Source organism: Fusobacterium perfoetens (assembly GCF_021531595.1).
Classification (GTDB): Bacteria; Fusobacteriota; Fusobacteriia; order Fusobacteriales; family Fusobacteriaceae; genus Fusobacterium_B.
Genome location: NZ_JADYUD010000011.1, coordinates 1 through 24,165, shown reverse-complemented (window position 1 = coordinate 24,165; position 24,165 = coordinate 1). Strand labels below are relative to the sequence as shown.

Genomic DNA, 24,165 nt, shown 5'->3' with positions numbered 1-24,165 from the left:
TCCTATTTTTTCAGGAATATATCATATCCTGTAATATTATTAATTTCTTCTGAAGAAAGAGAAAGCTCTTTTCCTCTGCTTTTAAGATACTCACTCATAATGTCATAATAAACTTCTTTTAATTTAGTTATTACTCTTTTTGAAGAAGCTATGCTTATATGACGAATATCTTTTTCTTCTGCTGCCTTTTTAAAATCTTTTATTATATCTTCAATAATAGAATCAACTGATTTTACTTTTCCTTTTCCATGACATGTAGGACATTCTTCTTCATAAAAATAACTTAAATTTCTTCCCACTCTTTTTCTTGTCATTTCTACAAGACCTAAATCAGTAAAATGAACTATATTATTCTTTGTTCTGTCTTTTTTAAGTTCTGCATCAAGCTGCTGAAGAACTAAATCTTTATCTTCCTGCAGCTTCATATCAATAAAGTCTATTATTATTATTCCACTTAAATTTCTTAGCCTAAGCTGTTTAGGAATCTCTCTTGCTGCATCAAGATTTGTATTAAGAACTGTTTTTTCAAGATTAAAGCTTCCTGTATTTTTTCCTGTATTTACATCTATACTTACAAGAGCCTCTGTCTTTTCTATTACAAGATATCCTCCACAGTCAAGCCATACATTTTTATCAAGAGCCTTTTCTATCTCTTTGTTTACATTATATTCATCAAAAATATCTCTGTTATCATCAAAGAGTTTTACTTTTGTTTTAAAATTATTTTCACTGAAAGCATTTATATAGTCTATAATCTCCCAGTAAACTTCTTCATTGTCAACTACAAGTTCATCTATATCATTTGAAAGTATATCTCTTAAAACAGTTGTTACTATACTGTTATCATTATAAAGGACTTCACCTATAGCTGCCTTTGAGATTCTCTTCTCTATATCCTCCCATTTTTTTACAAGATAACTTATTTCTCTTTCAAAATGGTAAACAGATTTTCCCTGAGCAGCAGTTCTTATTATAACTCCCATTTTAGCTGGCTTTATTTCTTCAAAGATTTCCTGAAGTCTTGCTCTTTCATCTTCATCTTTTATTTTTTTAGAAATTGCTATATGATCGCTGTTAGGCATAAGAACCACATATTTTCCTGGAATTGTAAAATTTGTTGTAACCCTTGCTCCTTTTGTTCCTCTTGGAACATTAAGAACCTGAACCACAACTTTATCCCCTACTGTAAGAAGATCTTCTATAGGTTTTCCACTATTTACTATTCCATTTAAATATTTTTCTTCAAACTCTCTTAAATCATCTACAAAAAGAAAGCTGTTCTTCTCAAGTCCAATATCTACAAATGCAGATTCCATTCCTGGAAGAACATTAGCTACACGACCTTTATAAATATTTTTTATTATATTTGATTCATCTTCTCTTTCTGTAAGAACCTCTACAACTCTTCCATCTTCAATTATAGCGGCCTTTTTCTGAAAGCTGTTCACACTGATAATTATTCTATTCATCTGCAACCACTCAATTCTTCTTTTAAAATATCTTTTCTGATATATTTATTACCATTTACCTCTATTTCAGATGTATCTAAGCTGTTATCTATATCAAGCTGAAATTTTTCCAGTCTGATACTGTTTTTCTTTTTTATGCCCACTATTTTAGATATATTTTTTTCGCAGGCTTTTATATTAAGAAATCCATCTCTGTCTTTTATTTTTTTCAAAAAATCAAAATAAATCTCTCCATCAACTAGCTCTCTAAAAGCTGGATGAAAAGCTCCTTCAACTGCAACTCCGCCATTTCTTAAATCATCTGAAGGCTGAAGTCCCACTCTTATTATATTTATTCCATTTATCTCAAGAAGAGCACATATTTTTCTGCATCTTTTAATTGCCTCTTCCAGAGAAAAAACTTCGTATTCTCCACGCTGATACATTCTCTCCATCTCTGTATCTTTTATTATAAGCGTAGGATAAACTCTTGCATTCTGAGGTCCTATCTCAACAGTTTTTTTAGCACTTTCAATGTCTGTTTCAAATGTAGATCCAGGAAGTCCAGGCATAAGCTGAATTCCTAAATCTATTCCATAAGATTTTATCATTTCACAGGCTTTATACACTGTTTCCACTGGATAATATCTGGCACTTTTTTTCAGTACTTCCTCATTAAAAGACTGAACTCCCAGCTCTATAGTTGTCACATTATATTTTTTAAGCTGTTCCATAACTTCATGGTTTATATAGTCAGGTCTTGTTGAAAGTCTTATCCCCTGAACAAGCCCTCTGTCCAGATATTTTTTTACTCCCTCTAAATATTCTTTTTGCTTTTCCATAGATATACCTGTAAATGTTCCTCCAAAAAAAGCCACTTCTTTATATGAATCTTTTGGAAGAATTTCAAGATATTCTTCTATGATTTTTTCAAGATCTTCTAAAGTAACATCTGTCTCTCTTCCGTTAATCTTTTTTTGATTACAGAATACACAGGCATTAGGACACCCAAAATGACTTATAAAAACAGGTATGTTATAATGCTTCTTTTCCATCAGTTTACACCTAATTTTTTACAAAGAGCTTTTGCTGCCCCTTGTTCTGCTGTTTTTTTACTTTTCCCTGTCCCCACTGCTTCAGCATTGTCTCCAATTTTAACTAAAATTTCAAAGGTTTTCTTATGATCAGGCCCTTTTTCTCCTATTACTTCGTAAACAGGTACTGTCTTATACTCTTTTTGGCTGTATTCTTGTAAAATTGTTTTAAAATCAAGAATATCTTCATCTTCTTCTATATGATTTATATAGTTTTCAAGATGGTTTAATACTATTTTTCTGGCTGTGTCAAAGTCAGAATCAAGGTATATTGCCCCTAGAACAGCTTCAAAAACATCACAAAGTATAGAGCTTCTTTCGCGTCCTCCTGTTAGTTCTTCCCCTTTACTAAGCATAAGATATTTTCCCATTCCTAATTTCTTTGCCACTTTAGCCAAAACTGGTTCACTTACTGCCATAGATTTTATTTTTGCTAAATCGCCTTCTGAATAATTTTGAAAATGTTTATATAAATATTCTGCAACAATAAGATCTAGAACTGCATCTCCTAGCAGTTCTAGTCTCTCATTATTTATTTTTTTGTATTTTTTGTTTTCATTACCAAAAGATCTATGGACAAGTGAAGTTTTTAATAAATCTATATTCTTAAAAAAATAACCTATTTCTTTTTCTAAAGACTCTAATTTCACTTCCACTGTTTTTCCCCTTTTATTTGTATTTTTTCATCACAATTACTGCATTGTGTCCACCAAATCCAAGAGAACTTGACATTCCTACTCTGATTTCTTTCTCAACAGCTTTATTTGGTGTATAGTTTAAATCACATTCTGGATCTGGATTTTCATAGTTTGCTGTAGGAGGTATAATTCCTTCAGAAATACTCTTTGCAAGAATAACTCCTTCTATTCCCCCTGCTCCTCCAAGAACATGTCCTGTTGCTCCTTTTGTTGAAGAAATATTAAGTCTTCTTGCATCTTCTCCAAATACTTCTTTTATTGCTGCAGTTTCATTTTTATCATTAAGACCTGTTGAAGTTCCATGAGCATTTATATAGTCAACTTCTGAAACATCTGCTCCTGATTCTTTAAGAGCCATTTTAAATGCTCTTACAGCTCCGTCAACTGCTGGTGCTGTAATATGGTGAGCGTCACAAGTTTCTCCGTAACCTGTAACTTCTGCATATATTTTTGCATTTCTTGCAAGTGCATGTTCAAGTTCTTCAAGAACAAGAACTCCTGCTCCTTCTCCCATTACAAATCCATCTCTGTCTATTGTAAATGGTCTTGATGCTGTATTAGGATCTGGATTTGTTGAAAGAGCTTTCATGTTAGCGAAACTGTTTACAGCAAATTTTGTTATGCATGCTTCAGTTCCTCCTGCAAGCATTACATCTGCTTTTCCAAGTTTTATTGTTTCAAAAGCATCTCCTATTGAGTGAGTTCCTGCTGCACATGCTGTTACTATTGATTTATTAGGCCCTTTTGCTCCTAGATATATTCCTACATTTCCTGATGCCATATTAGCTATCATTCCTGGAATTGTGAAAGGAGATACTCTTTTAGGTCCTTTATTTAAAAGAACTTCATGTTGTGCTTCAAATATTTCCATTCCTCCTATACCAGAAGAAACTATTACTCCCACTCTTTCAGCATTATTTTCATCTATTACAAGCCCAGAATCACTAAGAGCCATTTTAGCTGCTCCTATTGCAAACTGAGTATTTCTTGCAAGTTTTTTAATCTCTTTTTTCTCTATTCCAAATGCTTCAGGTTCAAAATCTCTTACTTCCCCTGCAACTTTTACAGGAGTATCTTCTGTATCAAAAGCTTCTATTGTTTTAACTCCAGTTTTTCCACTTATGATTCCAGCCCAAGATTTTTCTATTCCTGTTCCTAAAGCTGTTATAAGACCAAGTCCTGTTACAACAACTCTTCTCATGTTATCACCTCTCTAGTTGAAATTTTTATGTAAAATATTTCTGCTTATAAAAATTAAAGGGGACCATTTCTGTATCCCCTTTACTGTTCATTACTACTTGTTTTCTTCTATGTAGTCCATTACATCTTGTACAGTTTTGATTTTTTCTGCATCTGTATCAGGAATTTCTATATCAAATTCTTCTTCAAACGCCATGATTAATTCAACTGTATCTAATGAATCTGCTCCTAAATCATCTACGAAGTTTGCATCTGGAGTTACTTGATCTGCATCTACTCCTAATTGTTCTACTACTATTTCTTTAATTTTATCTAACATCTTTTCCTCCTCAATTTCTTTAAATAAATTTTTATTTTCACTATAATATTATCAAATTTGTTTATAGTTTTCAACTTTTTATCAAAATAAAATTTTCATATTAGGACATTTCTGTCAAAAAGTCCCTTTTTCTGCTTATTTTATAATTTTTCAATATCATCTAAAGAATTTACATTTATAACAGTTAATTCTTTATCAATCTTTTTAATAAGACCAGCTAAAACTTTTCCAGGCCCTATTTCATATATTGTATCAACACCATTTTCTTTTAATTTATTTACTGTATCAACCCATTTTACAGGTCCGAAACTTTGAGCATAAATTTCTGCTTTTATTTCAGCTGGTGTTGAAATGATTTCTGCAGTTGTGTTAGCTATAAGCTTTGCTGTACCTTCTTTGAAGTCATATTTTTCTGCTTCTGATTTAAGTTTTTCTCCTGCAGGCTTCATAAGTGATGAATGGAAAGGTCCTGATACTGCAAGAGGAAGAGCTCTTTTTGCTCCTGCTTCTTTTAAAGCTACACATGCTCTTTCTATAGCATCTTTCTGTCCTGCTATAACTGTTTGCTTAGGTTCGTTAAAGTTTACCGCTTCAACAACTCCTTCAACAGTTTTTAAAACTTCTTCTATCTTTGAAGATTCCATTCCTATTATAGCAGCCATTCCTCCATTTACAGATTCTGCTATTTCATTCATTGTTTCCCCTCTGAATGCAGTAAGTTTTACTGCATCAGAAAGAGTAAGAAATTCTCCTGAACCAAATGCTGCATATTCTCCTACAGAGTGCCCTGCAACAAAATCAGGTTTTATTCCTTTTTCTCTTACAAGTTTTTCAAGCACAAGACTCATTGCCACAATAGCTGGCTGAGTATATTTTGTCTTTTTAAGTGTTTCTTCAGGTCCTTCAAACATAGCTGTTTTTAGGTCAAAAGAAAGACTTGAAAATATTTTGTCAAATTCTTGCTTTGCTATTTCATTATTTTCGTAAATATCTTTTCCCATTCCAACGAACTGTGCCCCTTGTCCTGGAAAAACGAAAGCTGTTTTGCCCATACTTCCTCCTAAAAATAAATGTAATTTTATCATTACATATGTAATTTTATCATTACATATGTAATTTTATCATAACATTATTTTCTGTGTCAATTAATCTTTTAAGTTATAATTAACTAAGGTTAATTTATTTAGCCCATTTTATTACAACAGATCCATAAGTAAGTCCTGCTCCAAATCCTGTAAGTGCCAATAAATCTCCTTTTTTAATTTTTCCTTCCTGTACTGCCTCTCCAAGTGCAAGTCCTACTGAAGCTGCTGAAGTGTTTCCATATTTCTGAAGATTTACATAAAATTTATCCATTGGCAGTTTAAGTCTTTTTGCTGCTGCTTCTATTATTCTCATATTTGCCTGATGAGGAATTACCATGTCTAAATCTTCAACATTTATATTTCCTGTTGCAAGAGCTTCTTTTGTTGATTTTGGAAGTGCTTTTACTGCAAATTTAAATACTTCCTGACCATTCATTTTTAAATATATGTCTCCGTTATCTATAGCTTCGTGAGTAACTGGATGAAGAGTTCCTCCATAGTTTATTCTAAGAGTTTCATCAAGTACTCCTTCTGTTCCTAAGAAAGATGAGATAATTCCATATCCATCTTCAACTTCTTTTAAAACTGCTGCAGCTGCTCCGTCTCCAAATAGAATAGCTGTATTTCTATCCTTCATATTTAAAAGTTTTGATACAGACTCTGCTGCTATTACAAGAATATTTTTATACATTCCTGACTGTATCATTGATTTTCCTATAGAAAGAGCATATATAAACCCACTGCATGCTGCACTTAAATCAAAAGCAGCTGCATTTTTTGCTCCTAATTTTGCCTGAACAAGAGATGAAGCATTTTGTGCTCTGTAATCAGGAGTACATGTTGCAAGAATTATAAATTCCACATCTTCAGGAACCATTCCTGCATCTTCAAGAGCTTTTTTTGCTGCTTCTGTAGCAAGGTCTGATGTTCCTTGTCCTTCTGTTACATATCTTCTTTCTTGTATTCCTGTTCTTGTTCTTATCCATTCATCTGATGTATCTACTAATTTTTCCCAGTCAGCATTAGTCATTACCTTTTCAGGTGCATAAATACCTAATCCAACTATTCCAACACTTTTTAACACTCTTCTTCCTCCTGTGAACCTATCATATCTTTTAATTTTTCCACAAATTTATTTTCTGCAAATTCTTTTGCCACTCTTATTGCATTTTTTATTCCATTTGCATCTGAGTTTCCATGAGCCTTTATTGATATTCCATTAAGTCCTAAAAACAATGCTCCTCCATACTCTGATGAATCCAGTCTTTTCTTTAATTTTTTTAAGACAGGCATCATAAAAAATACACCTATCTTTGCAAGAAAACTATCTTTTATTTCCTCTTTCAGACATTCAAAAATATACTTTGCAATACCTTCACTTGTTTTAAGAACCATATTTCCTGTAAATCCATCTGTAACAACAACATCTACTTTTCCTGACATCATATCTCTGCTTTCAATATTTCCTGCAAAATTTATATTTTTATTATTCTTCATAAGATTGTAAGCTTCTCTTGTAAGCTCATTTCCTTTTCCCTCTTCACTTCCTATATTAAGAAGTGCAGCTGTAGGATTTTTTCTGTGAAGAATTTCTTCTGCAAATTTGCATCCTATTACAGCAAACTGATTTATAAACTCTGGCTTTGTATCTGCATTGGCTCCAACATCCATAAGAACAATATTTTTCCCCTTTGCCGGAAAAACTGTTGCTATTGCAGGTCTAAGCACTCCTTTTATTCTTCTTAATTTAAGCTGGCTTGCAGATATAAGTGCTCCTGTGTTTCCTGCTGATACAAAAGCATCTCCTTCTCCATTCTTAACCAGTTCAAGAGCAACATTCATTGATGAATTTTTTTTCTTTCTTACAGCCTGCATAGGTTCATCTGTCATTTCTATAACCTCATCAGCATTTACAACTGTAAGACGGTTTTCATCATATTTATGTTTTGAAAGTTCTTTTTTTATAATTTCTTCTTTACCAACAACAGTAATTTCTATTTCAGGCATTTCAAGAAGAGCTAGTCTCACTCCTTTTAAAACTTCAGCAGTTCCTCTGTCTCCCCCCATACCATCAACAACTATTCTCATTCTACGCTCCTAATTCTGTCAGACAAATTTTTTTTAATTATACCACAATCCGCATTTAATATACAGATTTTCTATTAAAAAAGTAAAGTTTTTTATATTCTCTTTTCTCTATTCTATCATATAAGTGCAATTATAAAAAGCGGGAGTAAAATTTTCCCGCTTTGTATCTTTATTTAAAATAATATTATTTCTGAACATCTTTTGCAGAAAGATAACCATACATTGATTGGGCAGATAAAATTGCTTTATTTACAGCACGAGCCATTACAAGAGAAGCAAGTGTTCCAGTAACATTTAAATCTGCTTCTACATCTCCTGAAGAAAGTCCATATATACTGTCACCATCAGCTGTAGTATGGACTGGACGAATAGTTCTTGCATAACCATTCTGTGCCATAGCTGCTATCTTTTTCATCTGTACTTTATCAAATTTTCCATTTGTAATTATAGCTCCTATTGTTGTATTTCCTGTAAAAAGATTTTTCATTCTGCTATATACTTTATAAAATTCTGTTTCTGTATCTCCGAATCCTGTTTTATCTTCATTTAAAATTCCTGCAAGTTTTTTACCAGTTTTTTCATCAAAAATATCTCCAAGAGCATTAACTGCAACAACTGCACCTACTTTCAGTTCTCCTATCTGCACTGCATAACATCCAAGCCCTGACTTCATAGTATGTTCTGGCCCTAAAAACTTTCCTACTGTTGCTCCAGTACCTGCTCCTATACATCCTGAATCATCTCTTAAATTTTCTGCATCTTCACAGGCTCTGTAAGCCATCTCTGCATCAGGTCTTACTTTATAATCTCCCACATTTAAATCAAAAAGGCATGAAGCACACACAAGAGGAACAACTGTTTTTCCCACTGGAAATCCTATTTCTTTTTCTTCAAGATATTTCATTACTCCTCCAGCCCCATCAAGACCATATGCACTTCCTCCACTTAAAAGAAGAGCATGAATTCCTTTACAATCTGCAACAGGATTTAAAAGTTCTGTTTCTCTTGAAGCAGGTCCTCCCCCTCTTACATCAACACCAGCTGGAGCTCCTTTTTCACAAATAATCACTGTACACCCTGTACCACTTTCAAAGTTTTCAGCATGTCCTATTTTTACATTTTCAATTTCAGATATTTTTATTTCTTTTAAAAGCCCGTCCATAAATCCCCCCTTTTTTATTGTAATGCAAGTTTTTTTAATTGCTCAAATATAATTTTACTTCCTCTTACCACATCTTCAAAATTAATATCCTCATCTTTATTATGGCTTACCCCATCTCTGCATGGAATAAATACCATTCCTGTAGGAGTTATCTCTGCAAATTTCATTGCATCGTGTCCTGCACCACTGTTCATTATCATATATTCTTCCTTTAGTTCTTCTGCTGTCTTTGCAAGATTTAATTTTAACTCTTCATCTAATTTTACAGGTTTAGCCTTTGAAATTGGTACTAGTTTATATTTTAATCCTCTTTTTTCACAAACCTTTTTTATAAATTCTACAATCTCATCGTCAACTTTATTAATACTTTTTTTATCAATTCCCCTTATATCTATTCCCATTTTTACATTCCCAGGAATTACATTGAAAGCATTAGGAGAATTTGCAATATATCCTATTGTCCCAACTGTACTGTTTGCTGCCTCTTCATCTGCATATTTTTCAAGCTCAGTAACTATTTCTGCTGCTGCACACAAAGCATCTTTTCTTATTCCCATAGGAGTTGCACCAGAGTGATCCTGTCTTCCTTCAATAAAAAGCCAATATCTTGTTGCAGCTGCTATTGCATTTACTATTCCTATTTTTTTATTTGAAACTTCAAGAACTCTTCCTTGTTCTATATGAAGTTCAAAATATCCCAAAACTCCCTCTATTTTTTTACAATGAGGATTATATCCTTTTGATTTTAAAGTTTCATAAAGAGAGTTTCCCTCCTGATTTTTTACCTGCTTCATTATATCAACATCAAGAGTATGAGTGATAAGAGAACTTCCCACTGTTGCTATTCCAAAAGCACTTGATTCCTCACATCTAAAGGCTGCTACTTTCACAGGAATATTAAGCCCTTCTTCTTTTATCCACTTTAACACTAAAAGACCTGAAAGTATCCCTGCTACACCGTCATATCTTCCTCCGTTTATAACAGAGTCAAGATGAGAACCTATTACATAATATTTGTCATAATTTTTTTCATGAATATAAGTATTTCCAACTTCATCACCTGAAGATTTTAGTCCAAGATTTCTTGCAATATTTCTTATAGCCCCGTGCATGACATCTTCTGTTTTTGAATACCCAAGTCTTGTGACTCCTCCTTTCTTATCTGTACCTATTGGTTCAAGAGCCTTAAACCATTTTGTTACTGTCTCTAAATCTTTATATAATTCCATCTTTTATTTTTTCCATTCCTCTCTCATATTTACATAAATAAAATTTTATTTCTATAAAGGCATTATATCATTTATTTCCAAAAAACAAAAAAAGAGATGAAATTCATCTCTTTTTTATGTGAAATTATTTTTCTGTTCTTGTGTAAGGAATTAAAGCGATGTTTCTAGCTCTTTTAATAGCTTTAGCTATTTTTCTTTGTAACTTAGCGTTAGCACCAGTTACTCTAGAAGGATTGATTCTTCCTTTATCAGAAACAAATCTTTTTAAAAGGTCTACGTTTTTATAATCAATTTCTGAAGCTTTAACTCTTAATTTTGCTCTTCTTCTTCTGAATTCAGCCATTTTAAATACCTCCTTATTTGAAATAAACTTTTGATACTTTGATTAATTTAATAGAAATTAGTCTTGTTTTACGATGATATATCTCATAACTTCTTCAGTTATGTTAAGTTTTCTTTCTACTTCTACTAATCTTGTACCGTCCATTTCTAAAGTAGTTAGTACATAAAATCCTGTTTTCTTTTTGTCAATAGGATAAGCTAACTTTCTTTCTCCCCATTTTTCAGTTTTAGTAAGAGTAGCTCCAGCTTCTGTTAATATAGCATCAACTTTAGCGATAACTGCATCTCTTCCCTCTTCTAATATTGTTGGGTTGATGATGTACATAATTTCGTATTTAGTCATTCGTTTTTTACCTCCTCCCTATGGTTTTAGCCCAAAAAACTTACTGTTCTTGAGCAGGGCAAGAATTATTATATCATAATATCCTTTTATTTTCAACTATTTTATAAAATTTTATTTGCTGCTTCTTATCCAAGGTGGAAGATCAAGCTCTATTCTTTTTTCTTCTTCAGCTGCTTTAGTTTCCTCTTTTTGTTCTTCTGTTTTATTTATAGCTACATTTATGAAAGGCTCATTTTTTTCAACAGCATCAACAAAGTTATTAGCTATAATTGTAACTTGAATTCCATCTTTTAAATCTTCATTTAAATTTACTCCAAACATTACATCATCTGCACTTTTACCAGCTGCATCTTTAACAATATTTGCTATAGATTGTGCTTCCATAAGAGTAAGGTCTGATGATCCTGCTATGTTAAGAAGAATTTTACTTGCTCCTGAAATTGATTTTTCAAGTAATGGAGACATTAAAGCTTTTTCAGTTGCTTTTATAGCTCTGTTTTCTCCTTCTCCTTCACCAAATCCAAGAACAGCTATTCCAGAATTTTGCATAGTTGTCTTTATATCAGCAAAGTCAAGGTTTATAAGTCCATTTCCAATCATAAGATCAGCAACACCTTTAATACCTATTTTTAAAATATTATTTGCTTCTTTAAAAGCATTTTGAAGTGTTATTGTTTTATCTGGAAGTTCAAACAATTTATCATTTGGAATTACAACAAGAGAGTCTACAAACTCTTTTAATTCCTCTATTCCCTTTTCTGCATTTGCTCTTCTTTTTCCGCCTTCAAATCCAAACGGTTTTGTTACTATACCTACTGTAAGAACTCCTAATTCTTTTGCTATTTTAGCTATTACAGGAGATGAACCAGTTCCTGTTCCTCCACCCATTCCGGCTGTTATGAAAAGCATATCTGTATCTTCCAGAAGCTGTTTTAATTTTTCTAAATCTTCTTCTGCTGATTGTTTTCCTATTTCAGGATTTGCTCCTGCTCCAAGTCCTCTTGTAAGTTTTTCTCCAAGCTGAATTCTTACATCAGCAAGAGATTTTCCTAAATCTTGTGCATCTGTATTGGCTGCTATAAATTCAACTCCAGACACTCCTGCTGAAATCATGTCGTTGATTGCATTTCCACCAGCACCACCAGCACCAAGAACTTTTATTTTTACGATATTGTTCTCCATATTGTTTTACCTCCCCAGAATTATATAAAATTTGAAAGCCATTCTTTTACAGATTTAAATCTCTCTTTTTTTACTTTTGGTTGTTTTTCTTCAGTTTTGTCATCGTTTAATTTCATACTTGTTTTTAGAAGATTTTCCTGTTCTTCTTTTTTCTTTCTTTCTTTTTCAAGGTTATTATATTCCTTCTCCATTACCTCTAAAAGAATTCCTACTGCTGCAGACATCTCTGGTCTTACATCTTCAAGACCTGCAAGCTGTACTGGAAGAACTCTCTTTACAGAATAACCTAGATTGCTCTTTACACCTTCAAATATTTCGTCCAGTTTTGTAGCTCCTCCTGTAAGGTATATTCCCTTTCCAAGATATCCAGTAAATCCAGATTCTTCTATTGCTTTTTTTATAAATGTAACAAGATCTCCTGTTCTTGCATCTATAACTTTTCTTACATTTCCTATAGAAATATATTTATTTCCACTCACTGGGAAATTAAATTCTTTTTTATCTTTTGATTCGCTTATCTGTCTTATTATTTCCTGAGCTTCTGATTTAGGAATACTGAATATATATTCCAAATCACTTACATAATGCATTCCTCCAAGAGGAAGTGATTTTGCATAGATAAGTTTATTATTTTTATAGATAATAATGTCAGTTGTTCCCTCTCCTATATCAATAAGAGCAACTCCCATTGTTTTATCTTCTTCCATAAGTGTTGCTTTTGCTGAAGCATATGGATTTAAAACTATGCTGTCAACTTCAAGTTTTGCTCTGTTTACTGCTTCTGTAAGTTCTTCAACTTCATTTTCATTTACAAAAATAAGATGAACATCTGCCTGAAGTTCTCTTCCTGTAAGTCCTACAGGATTTTTTACAATACCAGAGTTATTTACTCTTATATTATACATTTCACTTTCAAGAACTTGTTCTGCTTTTTGTTTAAGTTCTTTTTCTGCTGTAAGAAAAAGTTCTGTAATATGGTCATTAGTTATAACCTTTTCTTCATCAAAAGTCAGTTTTATATTTTTGGTTCTTGAATAGATATTTGTTCCACCTATACCTAAGATTACTTTTTTAACCTCAAGTCCTGTTGCTGCTTCCATTTCTTTTACAGCATCAGCTATACTTTCGCTCAGATAAATCTGGTTTTCTATCACATTTTTTCTGATTCCTCTGCTAGGAACTTCAATATATTTCAATACTCTTAGTTTTTCTCCATAATTGCTGAGCTCTCCTGCAAGCATTTTAATTTTTGAATTTCCTACATCCAGGATAAATTTTATAATACTATCTTCCATTTTTATCCTCCACATATTTTACTATATAATCTTCATAACGAAGATCAATATAGTCTATTTTTTTTCTGCTTGATAAATCAAAGAAAAGATAACTTCCAATGTCATATTTTTCTTTTGTCACTTCTTTATCTGTCTTTATCACAGCTCCGTCTGAAAGAACTATATTTATACTGCTGCTGTCTTTTATGTATATCTGTGATATTATATCCTTAAAGTCTGTTGCTTCTCCCTTATCAAGCACTCCAAGAAGAATTTCTATCTCTTCTTCTGTCTTTGCTACTATAAAAGGAAAATCTTTTGTTTTTAAATCATTTAAATATCCATAAATTTTTCCCTCTTTATCTAAAATATAAATATTTTTTTTATACTGAAGGTAATATTCTGGCTCTCTTTCTTCTATTGTTATCAATATTTTATTAAGAGCCTCTCTTTTAACTTTTCCATTTTTGACTCTTACATCTTCAAGGACTCTTTTTTTTATTTCTTCAAGATTTATGTCATTTATATTTTTTCCAATAAGCTGTTCTTTTAAAGGAGCAAAACTTTTTTCAAGTTTTTCAGAAGCTCCCTCTATTCTTACATCTTCTATTTTAAACACAGGTTTTGTCAGAAAAAACCTATCTGTCTTAATTACTCCCAAAGTAAGAAGAGTTATTAAAGCTATTCTAAAGATTAATTTCAACAAAATCACCTGTCTCTTTAATTATCCATTATTTATCTGAATTTTTCAACAATTTTTCTTGTAAGATCATCAAAAGTATATCCTTTTAAAGTTGCAAGTTTTGGAACAAGACTTGTTTCAGTCATTCCAGGACAGCTATTTACTTCAAGAAAATATAGTTTCTCATCTTTTAATATAAAATCGCTTCTTGAAATTCCCTTCATTTTTAAGCTATTATGAATTATTGTAGCATATTCCATGGCTTCTTGGTAGGCTTTTTCACTTATTTTTGCAGGATATTCATATTCTGTCATTCCTGCTGTATATTTTGATTTATAATCATATAACCCTATCTTAGGAGTTATCTTAAGTACGCCCAAAGCTTCTCCTTCTACTACACCTACAGTAAGTTCTTCTCCTTTTATAAATTCTTCTATAACAAGATCTTTGTCTCCTGATTTTTCTATTGCATCTTTAAGTTCTTCTAAATTATGACAAATATATAAACCTACTGTTGAACCCTCTGTTGAAGGCTTAACAACAACTGGATATTCTGTTATATTTTCCACATCTTCTCTTGTATAAGATTTTGCTGTTCTCACACCTACAGCCTGAGCTATTTTTTTAGTAAGATCTTTATCCATAGATACAGCACTTGAAATCATTCCACATCCTGTATATTTTTTTCCAAGTATATCAAGAAGTCCTTGTATTCTTCCATCTTCCCCATATTCTCCATGAAGAGCAAGATATGCTAAGTCATATTCATTATCTGTAAATGCTGAAAGCAGATTATTTTTATCAAGCACTATACCATAAGCATCATATCCTTGTTTTAAAAGGCTGTTAAGTATTGCTGTCCCTGTTCTTAAAGATACTTCTTTTTCAGAAGAAATTCCTCCCATAAAAACTGCTATTTTCATAAAATTTACACTCCCTTTTCTCTGTTTATGTACAAAAATAGATTATCTTAAAATTATAATTTCTCTTTCTAGTTCTATACCTGATTTTTCTTTTACCATTTTTTTAACTTCTGCTATAAGATTTATTACATCATCAAAAGTAGCTGTTCCATCATTAACTATGAAATTTGGATGTTTCATTGACATCTGAGCCCCTCCGATTTTTAATCCCTGTGCCCCAGCTTCTATTATAAGTCTTGCAGCAAAATATCCTTTAGGATTTTTAAATGTACTTCCAAGATTAGGCATTTCAAGAGGCTGATTATTTTCTCTTTTTGTTTGTATCTCTTTTACTAAATCTTTTTTATAACCATTTTCAAATTTAAAGTTTGCACTTATAATTATCCAGTGATTTTCTTTTATCTCTGTTTTTCTATAATCAATTTTTAGATTTTCCTTTGGAATCACTTTTATATTTTTTTCCTCATCTAAAATTTCAACAGATTCTATGCAGTCAAATATCTCTTTTCCGTAAGCTCCCCCGTTCATAAAAACAAGTCCTCCTACAGTTCCTGGTATTCCTGCAAGTTCTTCAAGTCCTGAAAGATTATTTTCTCCCATATATTTTATAAGTTTTCCAAAATCAAGACCTGCTTCAACATTTATTCTTCCTTCTCCCTTATCTGTAATTTTATTAAGTTTTTTTAAAGATATAAATGTTGTATCAAGATATTTATCATTTAAAAGAGTGTTAGTTCCATTTCCTATTATAAAATAGCTTTTAAGCTCTTTTAATAACTCAGGAAGCTCCTCTTTATTTTCTATTTCTATGAATTTTCTGGCATCTCCGCCTATTTTCATATTAGAATGTTTTTTCATATTATAATTTTCTAATATTCTCATTAATTGATTCCCTTCTTCTGTTTTTCTAGTTTTTCTGCAAACTCATGAGCAAAAGATGAAATGCTTCCTGCTCCCATAAAAAGATAAACATGACTTTCATTTCTTTTAGAAAGTTCTTCTTCAAGTTCATTTTTATCTTTTATAATTCTGCTGTTTTTATGACCTATTTTATTTAAAAGATCTTCAAGAGAAACTCCAAATTCATCTTTTTCCCCTGCACTGTAAACAGGCATAAGAATAAGTTCATCTGCATTTTTAAATGTTCCTGCAAATTCTTCAAGAAGAAATTTCACTCTGCTGTATCTATGAGGCTGGAATATAACAGTTATATGTTTATCCTCTATACTTCTTGCTCCTTGAAGAGTAGCTTCTATTTCTGTTGGGTGATGTGCATAGTCATCTATTACTTTTATATTCCCATCATCATAAAGAACATCATATCTTCTTTTTGCTCCCTTGAATTCATTTATTTTCTTTTTAACTTCATTCATATCAAGCCCAAATTCTTTTGCAAGATATATAACTGGAAGAGAGTTATAAATATTATGTTTTCCTGGAATAGAAAGTGAAAATTCCCCTGTATATTCACCTTTTATATAAACATCATATAATGTTTTTCCTTCAGAAATTTTTATTCCCTCTGCATATATATCTGCACTTTTATCTTCAAGGCTATAAGTTATGACATTGTCTTTATATCCTATTAAGTCTTGAACATTTTTATTATCAAGACATACTATGATTTCTTTTTCTGTCTGCTGCATAAAAATATTAAATGATTTTTTTATGTTTTCTAAAGATCCATGCTTTTCAAGATGATCTGCCTCTATATTTGTTATCACTGAATATTTTGGTCTCATATAAAGAAAAGAGTTGTCACTTTCATCTGCTTCTGCAACAAAATATTCTCCTGCTCCATATCTTGCATTTGATTTTATTGCATCAACTATTCCTCCTACAACAACTGTAGGATCCTTTTCTAAAAGAATTGTTGCAAGCATAGAACTTGTAGTAGTTTTTCCATGAGTTCCTGCAACTGCAACACCTGTTTTCTGATTTAAAAGCTCTGCTAAAAGCTGTCCTCTTTTAAGAACAGGTATTCCTTCTTCCAATGCTCTCTTATATTCTGGATTTTCTCTGCTTATTGCTGTAGAAACAATAAGAGTATCCATATTTTCAATATTTTCTTTTTTATGTTCAGAATAAATTTTTATTCCTTGTTTTCTCATTTCTTCAGTAAGATAGCTGCTGCTTGGATCTGATCCTGCAACATTATAATTAAGTTCTCTCATTATTTTAGCAAGACCACTCATTCCAATCCCGTTTATTCCCACAAAAAACACATTTTCCATTAATTAATTCCTCCAAATATCCAAACTGTTAATTAAATTTTCTGTGGCATTCATATTTCTCAATGCCTTTATTCTCAGCTTCATCTTTTGAAGCTGTTCATCATCTTGTATCAAATCAATAGCTGTTTTTACAGCCTCATCAGCCTCATTGTTATTAAAAACAAGAGCTCCCTCTCTCTCTTCTAAAATCACAGCATTTTCATACTGTCCAACTTTTACTGAATTATAAGGAATAAGAACTGACGGTTTTTTAAGTTCAATAAGTTCTGATATAGTAAGAGCTCCTGCTCTGCATATTACAAGATCTGCTGCTGCCATTATATTTATAAGATTATCAAAATAAGGCTTTATAATATCTTTCATATTTCTTTTTTCTATTCTATCAAATATTTTATCGTAATGTGTTTTTCCTGTTGCCCAGTATATTCTTATATTTTTTTCCTCTTTTAATTTTTCCCATTCATCTAACACAGCATCATTAATACTTTTTGCTCCAAGACTTCCCCCTGTTATAAGAAGAATTTTTTCTCCCTCTTCAGCTTTAAGACTTTCTCTTTCCTCTTTGCTGTCAATGCTATAAATTTCTTCTCTTAAAGGGTTTCCTGTCACTTTAAACTTATGCTGATATTTCATAGGTATATCATCATAAGTTTTTTCAAAAGCTAAAAATGTTTTTTTGGCAAATTTATAATAAACTTTATTTGTCATTCCAAGATTAGCATTCTGTTCCTGAAGATAAAAACTTGTTCTTGTAAGAAAAGCTGCTGTTATCATAGGAAGTGAAATATAATTTCCAAAACCTATTACAACATCTGGTTTTTCTTCTCTTATTATTTTTACTGATTTTATTACAGCTGAAATCAGTTTGAAAAATGTTTTAAATGATTTTATAGGATATATTTCAAGACCTGCAAATCTTATATTTTCTTTAGGAACCATGTCCTTTTCCATTCTGCTGTCGCTTCCTACAAATAAAACATCAACATCTCTTTTTATTAATCCTTTTGCTACAGAGAGAGCAGGATATATATGTCCTCCTGTTCCTCCTGTTGTTATAATAACTTTTTTCACAGTTCTTCTCCCTCTTCAAAATACTCTTTTACAAGTTCTTTAAAAACTTTTCCTCTTGTTTCAAAATTAGGAAACTGGTCAAAACTTGAAGTTGACGGAGAAAGAAGAATAGTTTTTTCTTCATCTCCTGAAAGTTTTTCTCTTAACATTTTAACTGCATTTTTCATATCTCCAGCAGCATAAATTCTTCTGTTAGGATATCCTCCAAGTAAAAGGGCTTCTTTAAATCTTTCTGTCATTTCTCCTATAAGATAAACTTCTTCAATGTTCTCTCTTATTTTTTCTACAAGCTCATCTAATGGAAGACCTTTTTCTTTTCCTCCACATATAAGCACAGCTCCCTTATAAGCATCTATTGCAAAGCATGTAGAATCTATATTTGTTCCTTTTGAGTCATTTACAAAAAGAACATTTTTCCACTTATAGAATCTTTCCATTCTATGTTCAAGAGGTTTTGTTGTATATAAAAACTCTTTTACAATCTCTTTATCTATTCCAATATTTTCTGCTGCTGCAACAATAAATAAAACATTTTCAAGATTATGTTTTCCTTTTAAAGAAAGCTCTTTCACATTAAGGACTTTTTCTCCTTTATATATAACACTTTCTCCATCAGTGAAACAAACAGCTTTTTCTTTTCCTGTATTTACAGTAACCCCTTGTTTATTTCCTGTTATTCTGCTTAATCTTTTCAGAGAATCTTTATCATTTAAGTTATAAATAAAAATATCTTCCTCTGTCTGATTTTTTCCTATATTGAATTTTGCATCAAAATATTCTTCTTTTGATTTATATCTGCTTAAATGATCTGGAGAAAGATTTATCACCATAGCTATATCAGCTTTAAATGTTTTTAAATTTTCAAGCTGATACGAACTTAATTCAAGTACAATATAATCTAAATCATTTCTGCTGCATATAAGCTCTCCAAAAGAATTTCCTATGTTTCCTGCATGTTCACATTTAAATCCTGCTCTTTGAAGAAGCTCTGTTATTTTGCTTGTCACTGTTGTCTTACCATTACTTCCTGTAACTGCAACTATCTTTGTTTTTATTCCTGAACTTTTCATATATCTGTAGGCTAGTTCTATTTCATCAATAACTTCTACATTCATTTCAAATGCTTTATTTACAAGATGTGTGTAAGGTATTCCAGGACTTTTTATAAAAACATTTGTCTTATCCAAAAGTTCTTCTGCTGAATCTGAAGACATTCCCGTCTTATCATCTACCATTATTATCTCATATTTCATTTTTTTTAGGACCTCTTTTGCCCCTTTTCCACTGACTCCGTCTCCAAAGACCATTCCAACTTTCATCTTAAATTCTGCCTCCAAAAATGTTTCTCTATGAACAACTAAAAGAGGATAACTGTTTTCACAGTCAGCCTCTTACATAATTCCTCTTAATCTTATCATTCCAAGTGCAGCTATTCCAAAAAGAAGAGCTACAATCCAAAATCTCATGGTTACCTTATTTTCAGGAACACCCATAAGTTCAAAATGATGATGAATAGGTGCCATTCTAAATATTCTCTTTTTTCTCAATTTATATGATCCAACCTGAAGAATAACTGAAACAGCTTCTCCTACAAATACTCCTCCTATTATTGGAAGAAGAAGTTCCTGTTTCAGAAGAATTGAAATAACTCCTATAACTCCTCCCAGAGCAAGAGAACCTGTGTCTCCCATAAATATCTGTGCAGGATAACAGTTATACCATAAAAATGCAAGTCCTGCTCCTATCACAGTTGAAAGAAATACTGCTATCTCTCCTGATCCTGGAATAGAAAACAGATGAAGGTGAGTGCTAAGCTCTATATGCCCACTGAAATAAGCTATTGTCCCTAAAATAGAACAACTTATTATTACAGGCATTATTGCAAGGCCATCAAGACCATCTGTTATATTTACTGCATTAGAAGTTCCATTTACTACAAGCATAATAAAAAGAAGCATAAAAAAACTTCCTATATAAAAGAACGAGTTCGGAACTATCGGATTAGAAAGAGAAAAATCTACAGCCTTTGACCCTGTAAGACCAAATTCCTTAATAAAAACCCATACAATTATAGAAATAAGACTCTGACCGAAAAGTTTTTTCTTTCCAGACAGCCCGTTTTTATTGACTGTAAATTTTTTATAATCATCTACAAAACCGATTGCACTGAAACACAAAGTCGTTATTATAAGAAGTATTGTAAATTTATTATAAAGATTTCCTGCTACAAGAATTGTTAGAAGAGAACCAAAAAGCATAAGTACTCCCCCCATTGTAGGAGTTCCTTTTTTACTATAGTGAGATGCTGGCCCATCTTCTCTTATTTCTTCACCAAACTTTTTCTTTTTTAAAAATTTAATAAAAGGCTGTCCTATTATTAAAACCACTAAAAAAGATAAAGTAAATCCTATAAATGTTCTAAAATATATAGATTTTAAAAATTCCAGCTGTTTATAATACAGCCCAAGCATGTATAACATTTCTCTTTCTCCTATTCCATTATCTCCCAAAGATGATTGAAGTTTGAGCCTTTAAGAAGTATAACTCTATCTGCAAAATCTTTTCTGATAATATTTTTTATTTCTTCTTTTGTTTCTGCAATAATTAATTTTTCTTTATTCTCAAGAGATTTTGCAGCTTCTTTCATAATTTCTCCAAGAATAATAATTTTTTCAATATCAAGAGAAAGAGCATATTTTAAAACTTCTTCATGATATTTAAGTTCATCTTTTCCAAGTTCTCCCATATCTGCAAGAACAGCTATTTTTGAAATTCCTCTATAGGCGTTGTTTAAAGTTTCTAAAGAATATTTCATTGATATAGGACTTGCATTATAAGAATCATTTATATATTTAATTCCATTTTTTTCAATTTTCTGAAATCTCATAGGAGTCACTGAACAGTCTTTCAGTCCTTTTCTAATCTCTTCAGCAGAAAGTCCTATTCTTTTTCCTACTGTAACTCCCATTGCAGCATTTATACAGTTATGTTTACCATTCATTCCAAAGAAATATTCTTCTCCGTCTATTTTGAAGTTTACACCATTTTCTTTTTCTTCATAGTCTTTTATAATGTATTCATTGCTATCTCCGAACCCTGTTTTTATTCCTTCAAGATTTTTAAGATAATAATCATCTCCGAAAAGAATTAAATTTTCACTTGAAACATAATTTTTTATTTCACTTTTTTCAATAAAAACATTTTCTCTATTTAAAAGAAATTCCAAATGAGAATCCCCTATATTTGTAATCACTCCATAATCAGGAAGAGCTATATCACAAAGTGCTTTAATTTCACCACGGCTGCTCATACCCATTTCAACAACAGAAAATTCGTCATCTTCTTTAAGCTGAAGAATTGTATAAGGAACACCTATATGATTATTATAATTTCCCTCTGTTTTTCTGCACTTATATTTTGAAGATAAAATAGAATATACTATATCTTTTGTTGTTGTTTTCCCATTGCTTCCAACTATTCCTATTATTTTTACAGAAAGTGATTTTCTATATTCATTAGCTATCTTCTGCATAGCTGAAAGAGTATCTTCAACAACAGCAACTTTTTCATTATTTTCCCATTTTTTATCATCACAGACAACAAGAGAAGCTCCCTTTTCTAAAACATCAGCAATATAATTTTTTCCATTATTCAATGCAAAAAATACATCACCTTTTTCTATTTTTCTGCTGTCCATTTTTACGCCTGATATATTTATATTTTTATCTTTTAATGATAACACTTTTGTAATAATTTCAGTCAATTTATTCATTTTTATTTCCTTTTTGCATATCTTTTATTTTATCATTTAAAAATTTTTACTACAACTGTTTCTGTCATTTTTTCTGATTAATTTTGTTATTTTTTTTGTAGGCTTAATGCAAATTCATAAATAGAAGAATATATTTCAATACCACTTTTTTCTATTTCTTCTGTAATCTCTTTTCCTGTTTTTACTATAATAGGTTTTACACCTGCATTTATTCCAGCCTCTGCATCTGACATTTTATCTCCTATCATATAAGATTTCTCTGGATCAATATCAAATTCCTTTATCCCTTCAATAAGCATTCCAGGCTTTGGTTTTCTACAGCTGCAGTCTTTTTTATATTTTCCTATTCCATGTTCTGCATGATGAGGGCAGAAGTAACATTTTTCAATTTTAACTCCTGATTCAAGAAGTCTTTTTTCCATATAGTTATTTAATTTTTCTAAGTCTTCTTCTGTATAGTATCCTCTTCCAATTCCGCCTTGATTTGTTACAACTATAAGCTTATATCCCATATCATAGAACATTTTCAGACCTTTTTCTGCTCCTTCAACAAATTCAAAATCTTCTATTTTATACATATAATGTTTATCTATATTTATAGTTCCATCTCTGTCTAAAAAAATTGCCTTGTTTTTCATAAAAATTTCTCCCTCTTTTAAAAATTTTCAGACTATTATATTTTACCACAATCACAGATTTATTTCTTTTATTTTAATCTTTATTTTAAAATTTTTTGCAATAAAAAAGAGATGGCATAAAGTTATTTATAACATCTCTTTTTTCATAAAATTTATATAACTATTTTTTAATATTTTCACTTATAAAAGTTGATACTAAAATAAGAATTCCACCTATAATTTGGAACATTGTCATTTTCTCTCCGAAAAATACTGCTGAAATAATCACTGCAGTAATTGGATCTATGTAACTTAAAACTGCTATAGTCTGTGCATTTAACTTTTTTATTGCTGTAAAATATAAAGCATATGCAAACCCTGTATTAAATACTCCTAAAAATATCATATATATCCATGATGTTTTTGTCATATTTGAAAAATCAAATCCAGAAGTTATCATCACATAAGGAAAAAGAAGAAGAGAAGCAAGAATAAGCTGCGTCACTGTTGTTTCAACCCCTTTAAGCCCCTTAATAAATTTATTCATAAGGATTACACTTGCATAAAATACTGCAGCACTCAGTCCATAAGCTATACCTAAAAGATGATTATATCCCTCTCCTGATGTTCCTTTATTAGTTCCGACAATACATAACATACCTAGCATTGCAGTACATACACATAAAAATTTTACTAATGATATCTTCTCTTTTAAAACTATTGGTGCCATTACAGTAACAAATATAGGGGCACAATAATAACTTAATGTAGCAATAGAAACTGTTGTATATTTATAAGCTTCAAAAAGAAATATCCAGTTTACTCCTATTCCAAGCCCTGAGGCAATAAGAAGAAACTTATTTTTTTTATTGCTGAAAAAGATATTTTTTCTTTTGAAAACAACATTACAATTATCAAAAACAAACTTCCTATAATTCCTCTCAAAAGAGCAATTTCTTTAGAAGTAAGATTTATATTTCTTACAAAGACTGCCAGTGTCCCAAAAATTAATACAGCAGTTAAAAGCATCAATTTACTTTTAAACATGACTTACCCCTCCCCTTTTATTAAAATTTTAAAATATTATTAATATGGAATATAACCTAAATTAGTATTTGTGTCAAATGTTTTTTTATTATATTTATGCTACATTGAGACAATAAAAAAAGAGCTCTATAAAACAGCTCTTAACTCTCATTCTTTATTTGAAATTCTTAATTATCTATTTTCTTTAAAAAATAGTATAAATTTATTTTTTTCTTATTTATAAAAATAAAATTTTAAGATTTAGAAAATACAACAGTCTCTTAATCCAAAAAATAAAAAAGATTGGCAAGTTCCTATCCTCCCAAAGGGCTGCCCCCTAAGTACTTTCAGCGTTTACAGGCTTAACTTCTAGGTT

General features: G+C 31.1%; 25 protein-coding genes. All 25 read right to left on the bottom strand.

What is annotated here, in order from left to right; translation table 11 throughout:
* Window positions 1-2: 2 nt before the first annotated feature.
* Window positions 3-1,469: an Rne/Rng family ribonuclease gene (locus tag I6E17_RS07295; protein ID WP_176828670.1), complete on the bottom strand. Its 1,467-nt coding sequence runs from the start codon at window positions 1,467-1,469 to the stop codon at window positions 3-5.
* Window positions 1,466-2,503, bottom strand: coding sequence for an elongator complex protein 3 (locus I6E17_RS07290; RefSeq protein WP_235236433.1), 1,038 nt, complete (start codon window positions 2,501-2,503; stop codon window positions 1,466-1,468). Before I6E17_RS07290 ends, I6E17_RS07295 begins: the two co-directional genes overlap by 4 nt.
* On the bottom strand, window positions 2,503-3,198 hold the full coding sequence (gene rnc, locus I6E17_RS07285; RefSeq protein WP_419180981.1) for a ribonuclease III: 696 nt from the start codon (window positions 3,196-3,198) through the stop codon (window positions 2,503-2,505). Before rnc ends, I6E17_RS07290 begins: the two co-directional genes overlap by 1 nt.
* Window positions 3,199-3,211: 13 nt before the next feature.
* A complete protein-coding gene (gene fabF / locus I6E17_RS07280; RefSeq protein WP_176828672.1) occupies window positions 3,212-4,441 on the bottom strand; it encodes a beta-ketoacyl-ACP synthase II in 1,230 nt (409 codons plus the stop codon).
* 93 nt (window positions 4,442-4,534) lie between these two features.
* Window positions 4,535-4,759, bottom strand: coding sequence for an acyl carrier protein (locus I6E17_RS07275; RefSeq protein WP_176828673.1), 225 nt, complete (start codon window positions 4,757-4,759; stop codon window positions 4,535-4,537).
* Window positions 4,760-4,899: 140 nt separating this feature from the next.
* On the bottom strand, window positions 4,900-5,811 hold the full coding sequence (fabD, locus tag I6E17_RS07270) for an ACP S-malonyltransferase (protein WP_176828674.1): 912 nt from the start codon (window positions 5,809-5,811) through the stop codon (window positions 4,900-4,902).
* Between the two features lie 127 nt (window positions 5,812-5,938).
* Window positions 5,939-6,928: a beta-ketoacyl-ACP synthase III gene (locus tag I6E17_RS07265; protein WP_328225845.1), complete on the bottom strand. Its 990-nt coding sequence runs from the start codon at window positions 6,926-6,928 to the stop codon at window positions 5,939-5,941.
* A complete protein-coding gene (plsX, locus tag I6E17_RS07260; protein ID WP_176828675.1) occupies window positions 6,922-7,932 on the bottom strand; it encodes a phosphate acyltransferase PlsX in 1,011 nt (336 codons plus the stop codon). The genes I6E17_RS07265 and plsX overlap by 7 nt, the downstream gene beginning before the upstream one ends.
* A gap of 184 nt (window positions 7,933-8,116) precedes the next feature.
* Window positions 8,117-9,094 carry a P1 family peptidase gene (locus I6E17_RS07255; protein ID WP_235236431.1) on the bottom strand — a complete coding sequence of 326 codons (978 nt, stop codon included), beginning with the start codon at window positions 9,092-9,094 and terminating at the stop codon, window positions 8,117-8,119.
* 14 nt (window positions 9,095-9,108) lie between these two features.
* Window positions 9,109-10,323 carry a M20 family metallo-hydrolase gene (locus I6E17_RS07250; RefSeq protein ID WP_176828677.1) on the bottom strand — a complete coding sequence of 405 codons (1,215 nt, stop codon included), beginning with the start codon at window positions 10,321-10,323 and terminating at the stop codon, window positions 9,109-9,111.
* A gap of 124 nt (window positions 10,324-10,447) precedes the next feature.
* Window positions 10,448-10,666: a 30S ribosomal protein S18 gene (gene rpsR / locus I6E17_RS07245; RefSeq protein ID WP_176828678.1), complete on the bottom strand. Its 219-nt coding sequence runs from the start codon at window positions 10,664-10,666 to the stop codon at window positions 10,448-10,450.
* 57 nt (window positions 10,667-10,723) lie between these two features.
* A complete protein-coding gene (gene rpsF / locus I6E17_RS07240) occupies window positions 10,724-11,008 on the bottom strand; it encodes a 30S ribosomal protein S6 (RefSeq protein ID WP_176828679.1) in 285 nt (94 codons plus the stop codon).
* A gap of 111 nt (window positions 11,009-11,119) precedes the next feature.
* Window positions 11,120-12,190 carry a cell division protein FtsZ gene (ftsZ, locus tag I6E17_RS07235; RefSeq protein ID WP_176828680.1) on the bottom strand — a complete coding sequence of 357 codons (1,071 nt, stop codon included), beginning with the start codon at window positions 12,188-12,190 and terminating at the stop codon, window positions 11,120-11,122.
* 20 nt (window positions 12,191-12,210) lie between these two features.
* The gene (gene ftsA, locus I6E17_RS07230) at window positions 12,211-13,485 is read right to left on the bottom strand and encodes a cell division protein FtsA (RefSeq protein ID WP_176828681.1); all 1,275 of its coding nucleotides are present in this window, start codon (window positions 13,483-13,485) and stop codon (window positions 12,211-12,213) included.
* Entirely contained in the window at window positions 13,475-14,170 is a 696-nt protein-coding gene (locus I6E17_RS07225; protein ID WP_235236429.1) for a cell division protein FtsQ/DivIB, read from the bottom strand. Before I6E17_RS07225 ends, ftsA begins: the two co-directional genes overlap by 11 nt.
* Window positions 14,171-14,199: 29 nt before the next feature.
* Complete coding sequence (locus tag I6E17_RS07220) at window positions 14,200-15,069, bottom strand: D-alanine--D-alanine ligase (protein WP_176828683.1); 870 nt, start codon at window positions 15,067-15,069, stop codon at window positions 14,200-14,202.
* Window positions 15,070-15,111: 42 nt separating this feature from the next.
* Complete coding sequence (murB, locus tag I6E17_RS07215; protein ID WP_176828684.1) at window positions 15,112-15,951, bottom strand: UDP-N-acetylmuramate dehydrogenase; 840 nt, start codon at window positions 15,949-15,951, stop codon at window positions 15,112-15,114.
* Window positions 15,951-17,303 (bottom strand): UDP-N-acetylmuramate--L-alanine ligase, encoded by a 1,353-nt coding sequence (murC, locus tag I6E17_RS07210; protein WP_235236427.1) that lies wholly within the window; start codon window positions 17,301-17,303, stop codon window positions 15,951-15,953. Before murC ends, murB begins: the two co-directional genes overlap by 1 nt.
* Window positions 17,304-17,306: 3 nt before the next feature.
* Complete coding sequence (gene murG / locus I6E17_RS07205) at window positions 17,307-18,374, bottom strand: undecaprenyldiphospho-muramoylpentapeptide beta-N-acetylglucosaminyltransferase (RefSeq protein ID WP_176828686.1); 1,068 nt, start codon at window positions 18,372-18,374, stop codon at window positions 17,307-17,309.
* On the bottom strand, window positions 18,371-19,693 hold the full coding sequence (gene murD / locus I6E17_RS07200) for a UDP-N-acetylmuramoyl-L-alanine--D-glutamate ligase (protein WP_235236425.1): 1,323 nt from the start codon (window positions 19,691-19,693) through the stop codon (window positions 18,371-18,373). The genes murG and murD overlap by 4 nt, the downstream gene beginning before the upstream one ends.
* Window positions 19,694-19,765: 72 nt before the next feature.
* Window positions 19,766-20,854 (bottom strand): phospho-N-acetylmuramoyl-pentapeptide-transferase, encoded by a 1,089-nt coding sequence (gene mraY / locus I6E17_RS07195; RefSeq protein ID WP_235236423.1) that lies wholly within the window; start codon window positions 20,852-20,854, stop codon window positions 19,766-19,768.
* 11 nt (window positions 20,855-20,865) lie between these two features.
* Window positions 20,866-22,146, bottom strand: a complete 1,281-nt coding sequence (locus tag I6E17_RS07190; protein ID WP_235236421.1) for a UDP-N-acetylmuramoyl-tripeptide--D-alanyl-D-alanine ligase — start codon at window positions 22,144-22,146, stop codon at window positions 20,866-20,868.
* Between the two features lie 86 nt (window positions 22,147-22,232).
* The gene (gene gmhB / locus I6E17_RS07185) at window positions 22,233-22,784 is read right to left on the bottom strand and encodes a D-glycero-beta-D-manno-heptose 1,7-bisphosphate 7-phosphatase (protein WP_235236420.1); all 552 of its coding nucleotides are present in this window, start codon (window positions 22,782-22,784) and stop codon (window positions 22,233-22,235) included.
* 160 nt (window positions 22,785-22,944) lie between these two features.
* Window positions 22,945-23,610 (bottom strand): DMT family transporter, encoded by a 666-nt coding sequence (locus tag I6E17_RS10010; protein ID WP_235236465.1) that lies wholly within the window; start codon window positions 23,608-23,610, stop codon window positions 22,945-22,947.
* A complete protein-coding gene (locus I6E17_RS07175) occupies window positions 23,589-23,810 on the bottom strand; it encodes a hypothetical protein (RefSeq protein WP_235236417.1) in 222 nt (73 codons plus the stop codon). Before I6E17_RS07175 ends, I6E17_RS10010 begins: the two co-directional genes overlap by 22 nt.
* Window positions 23,811-24,165: the final 355 nt, after the last annotated feature.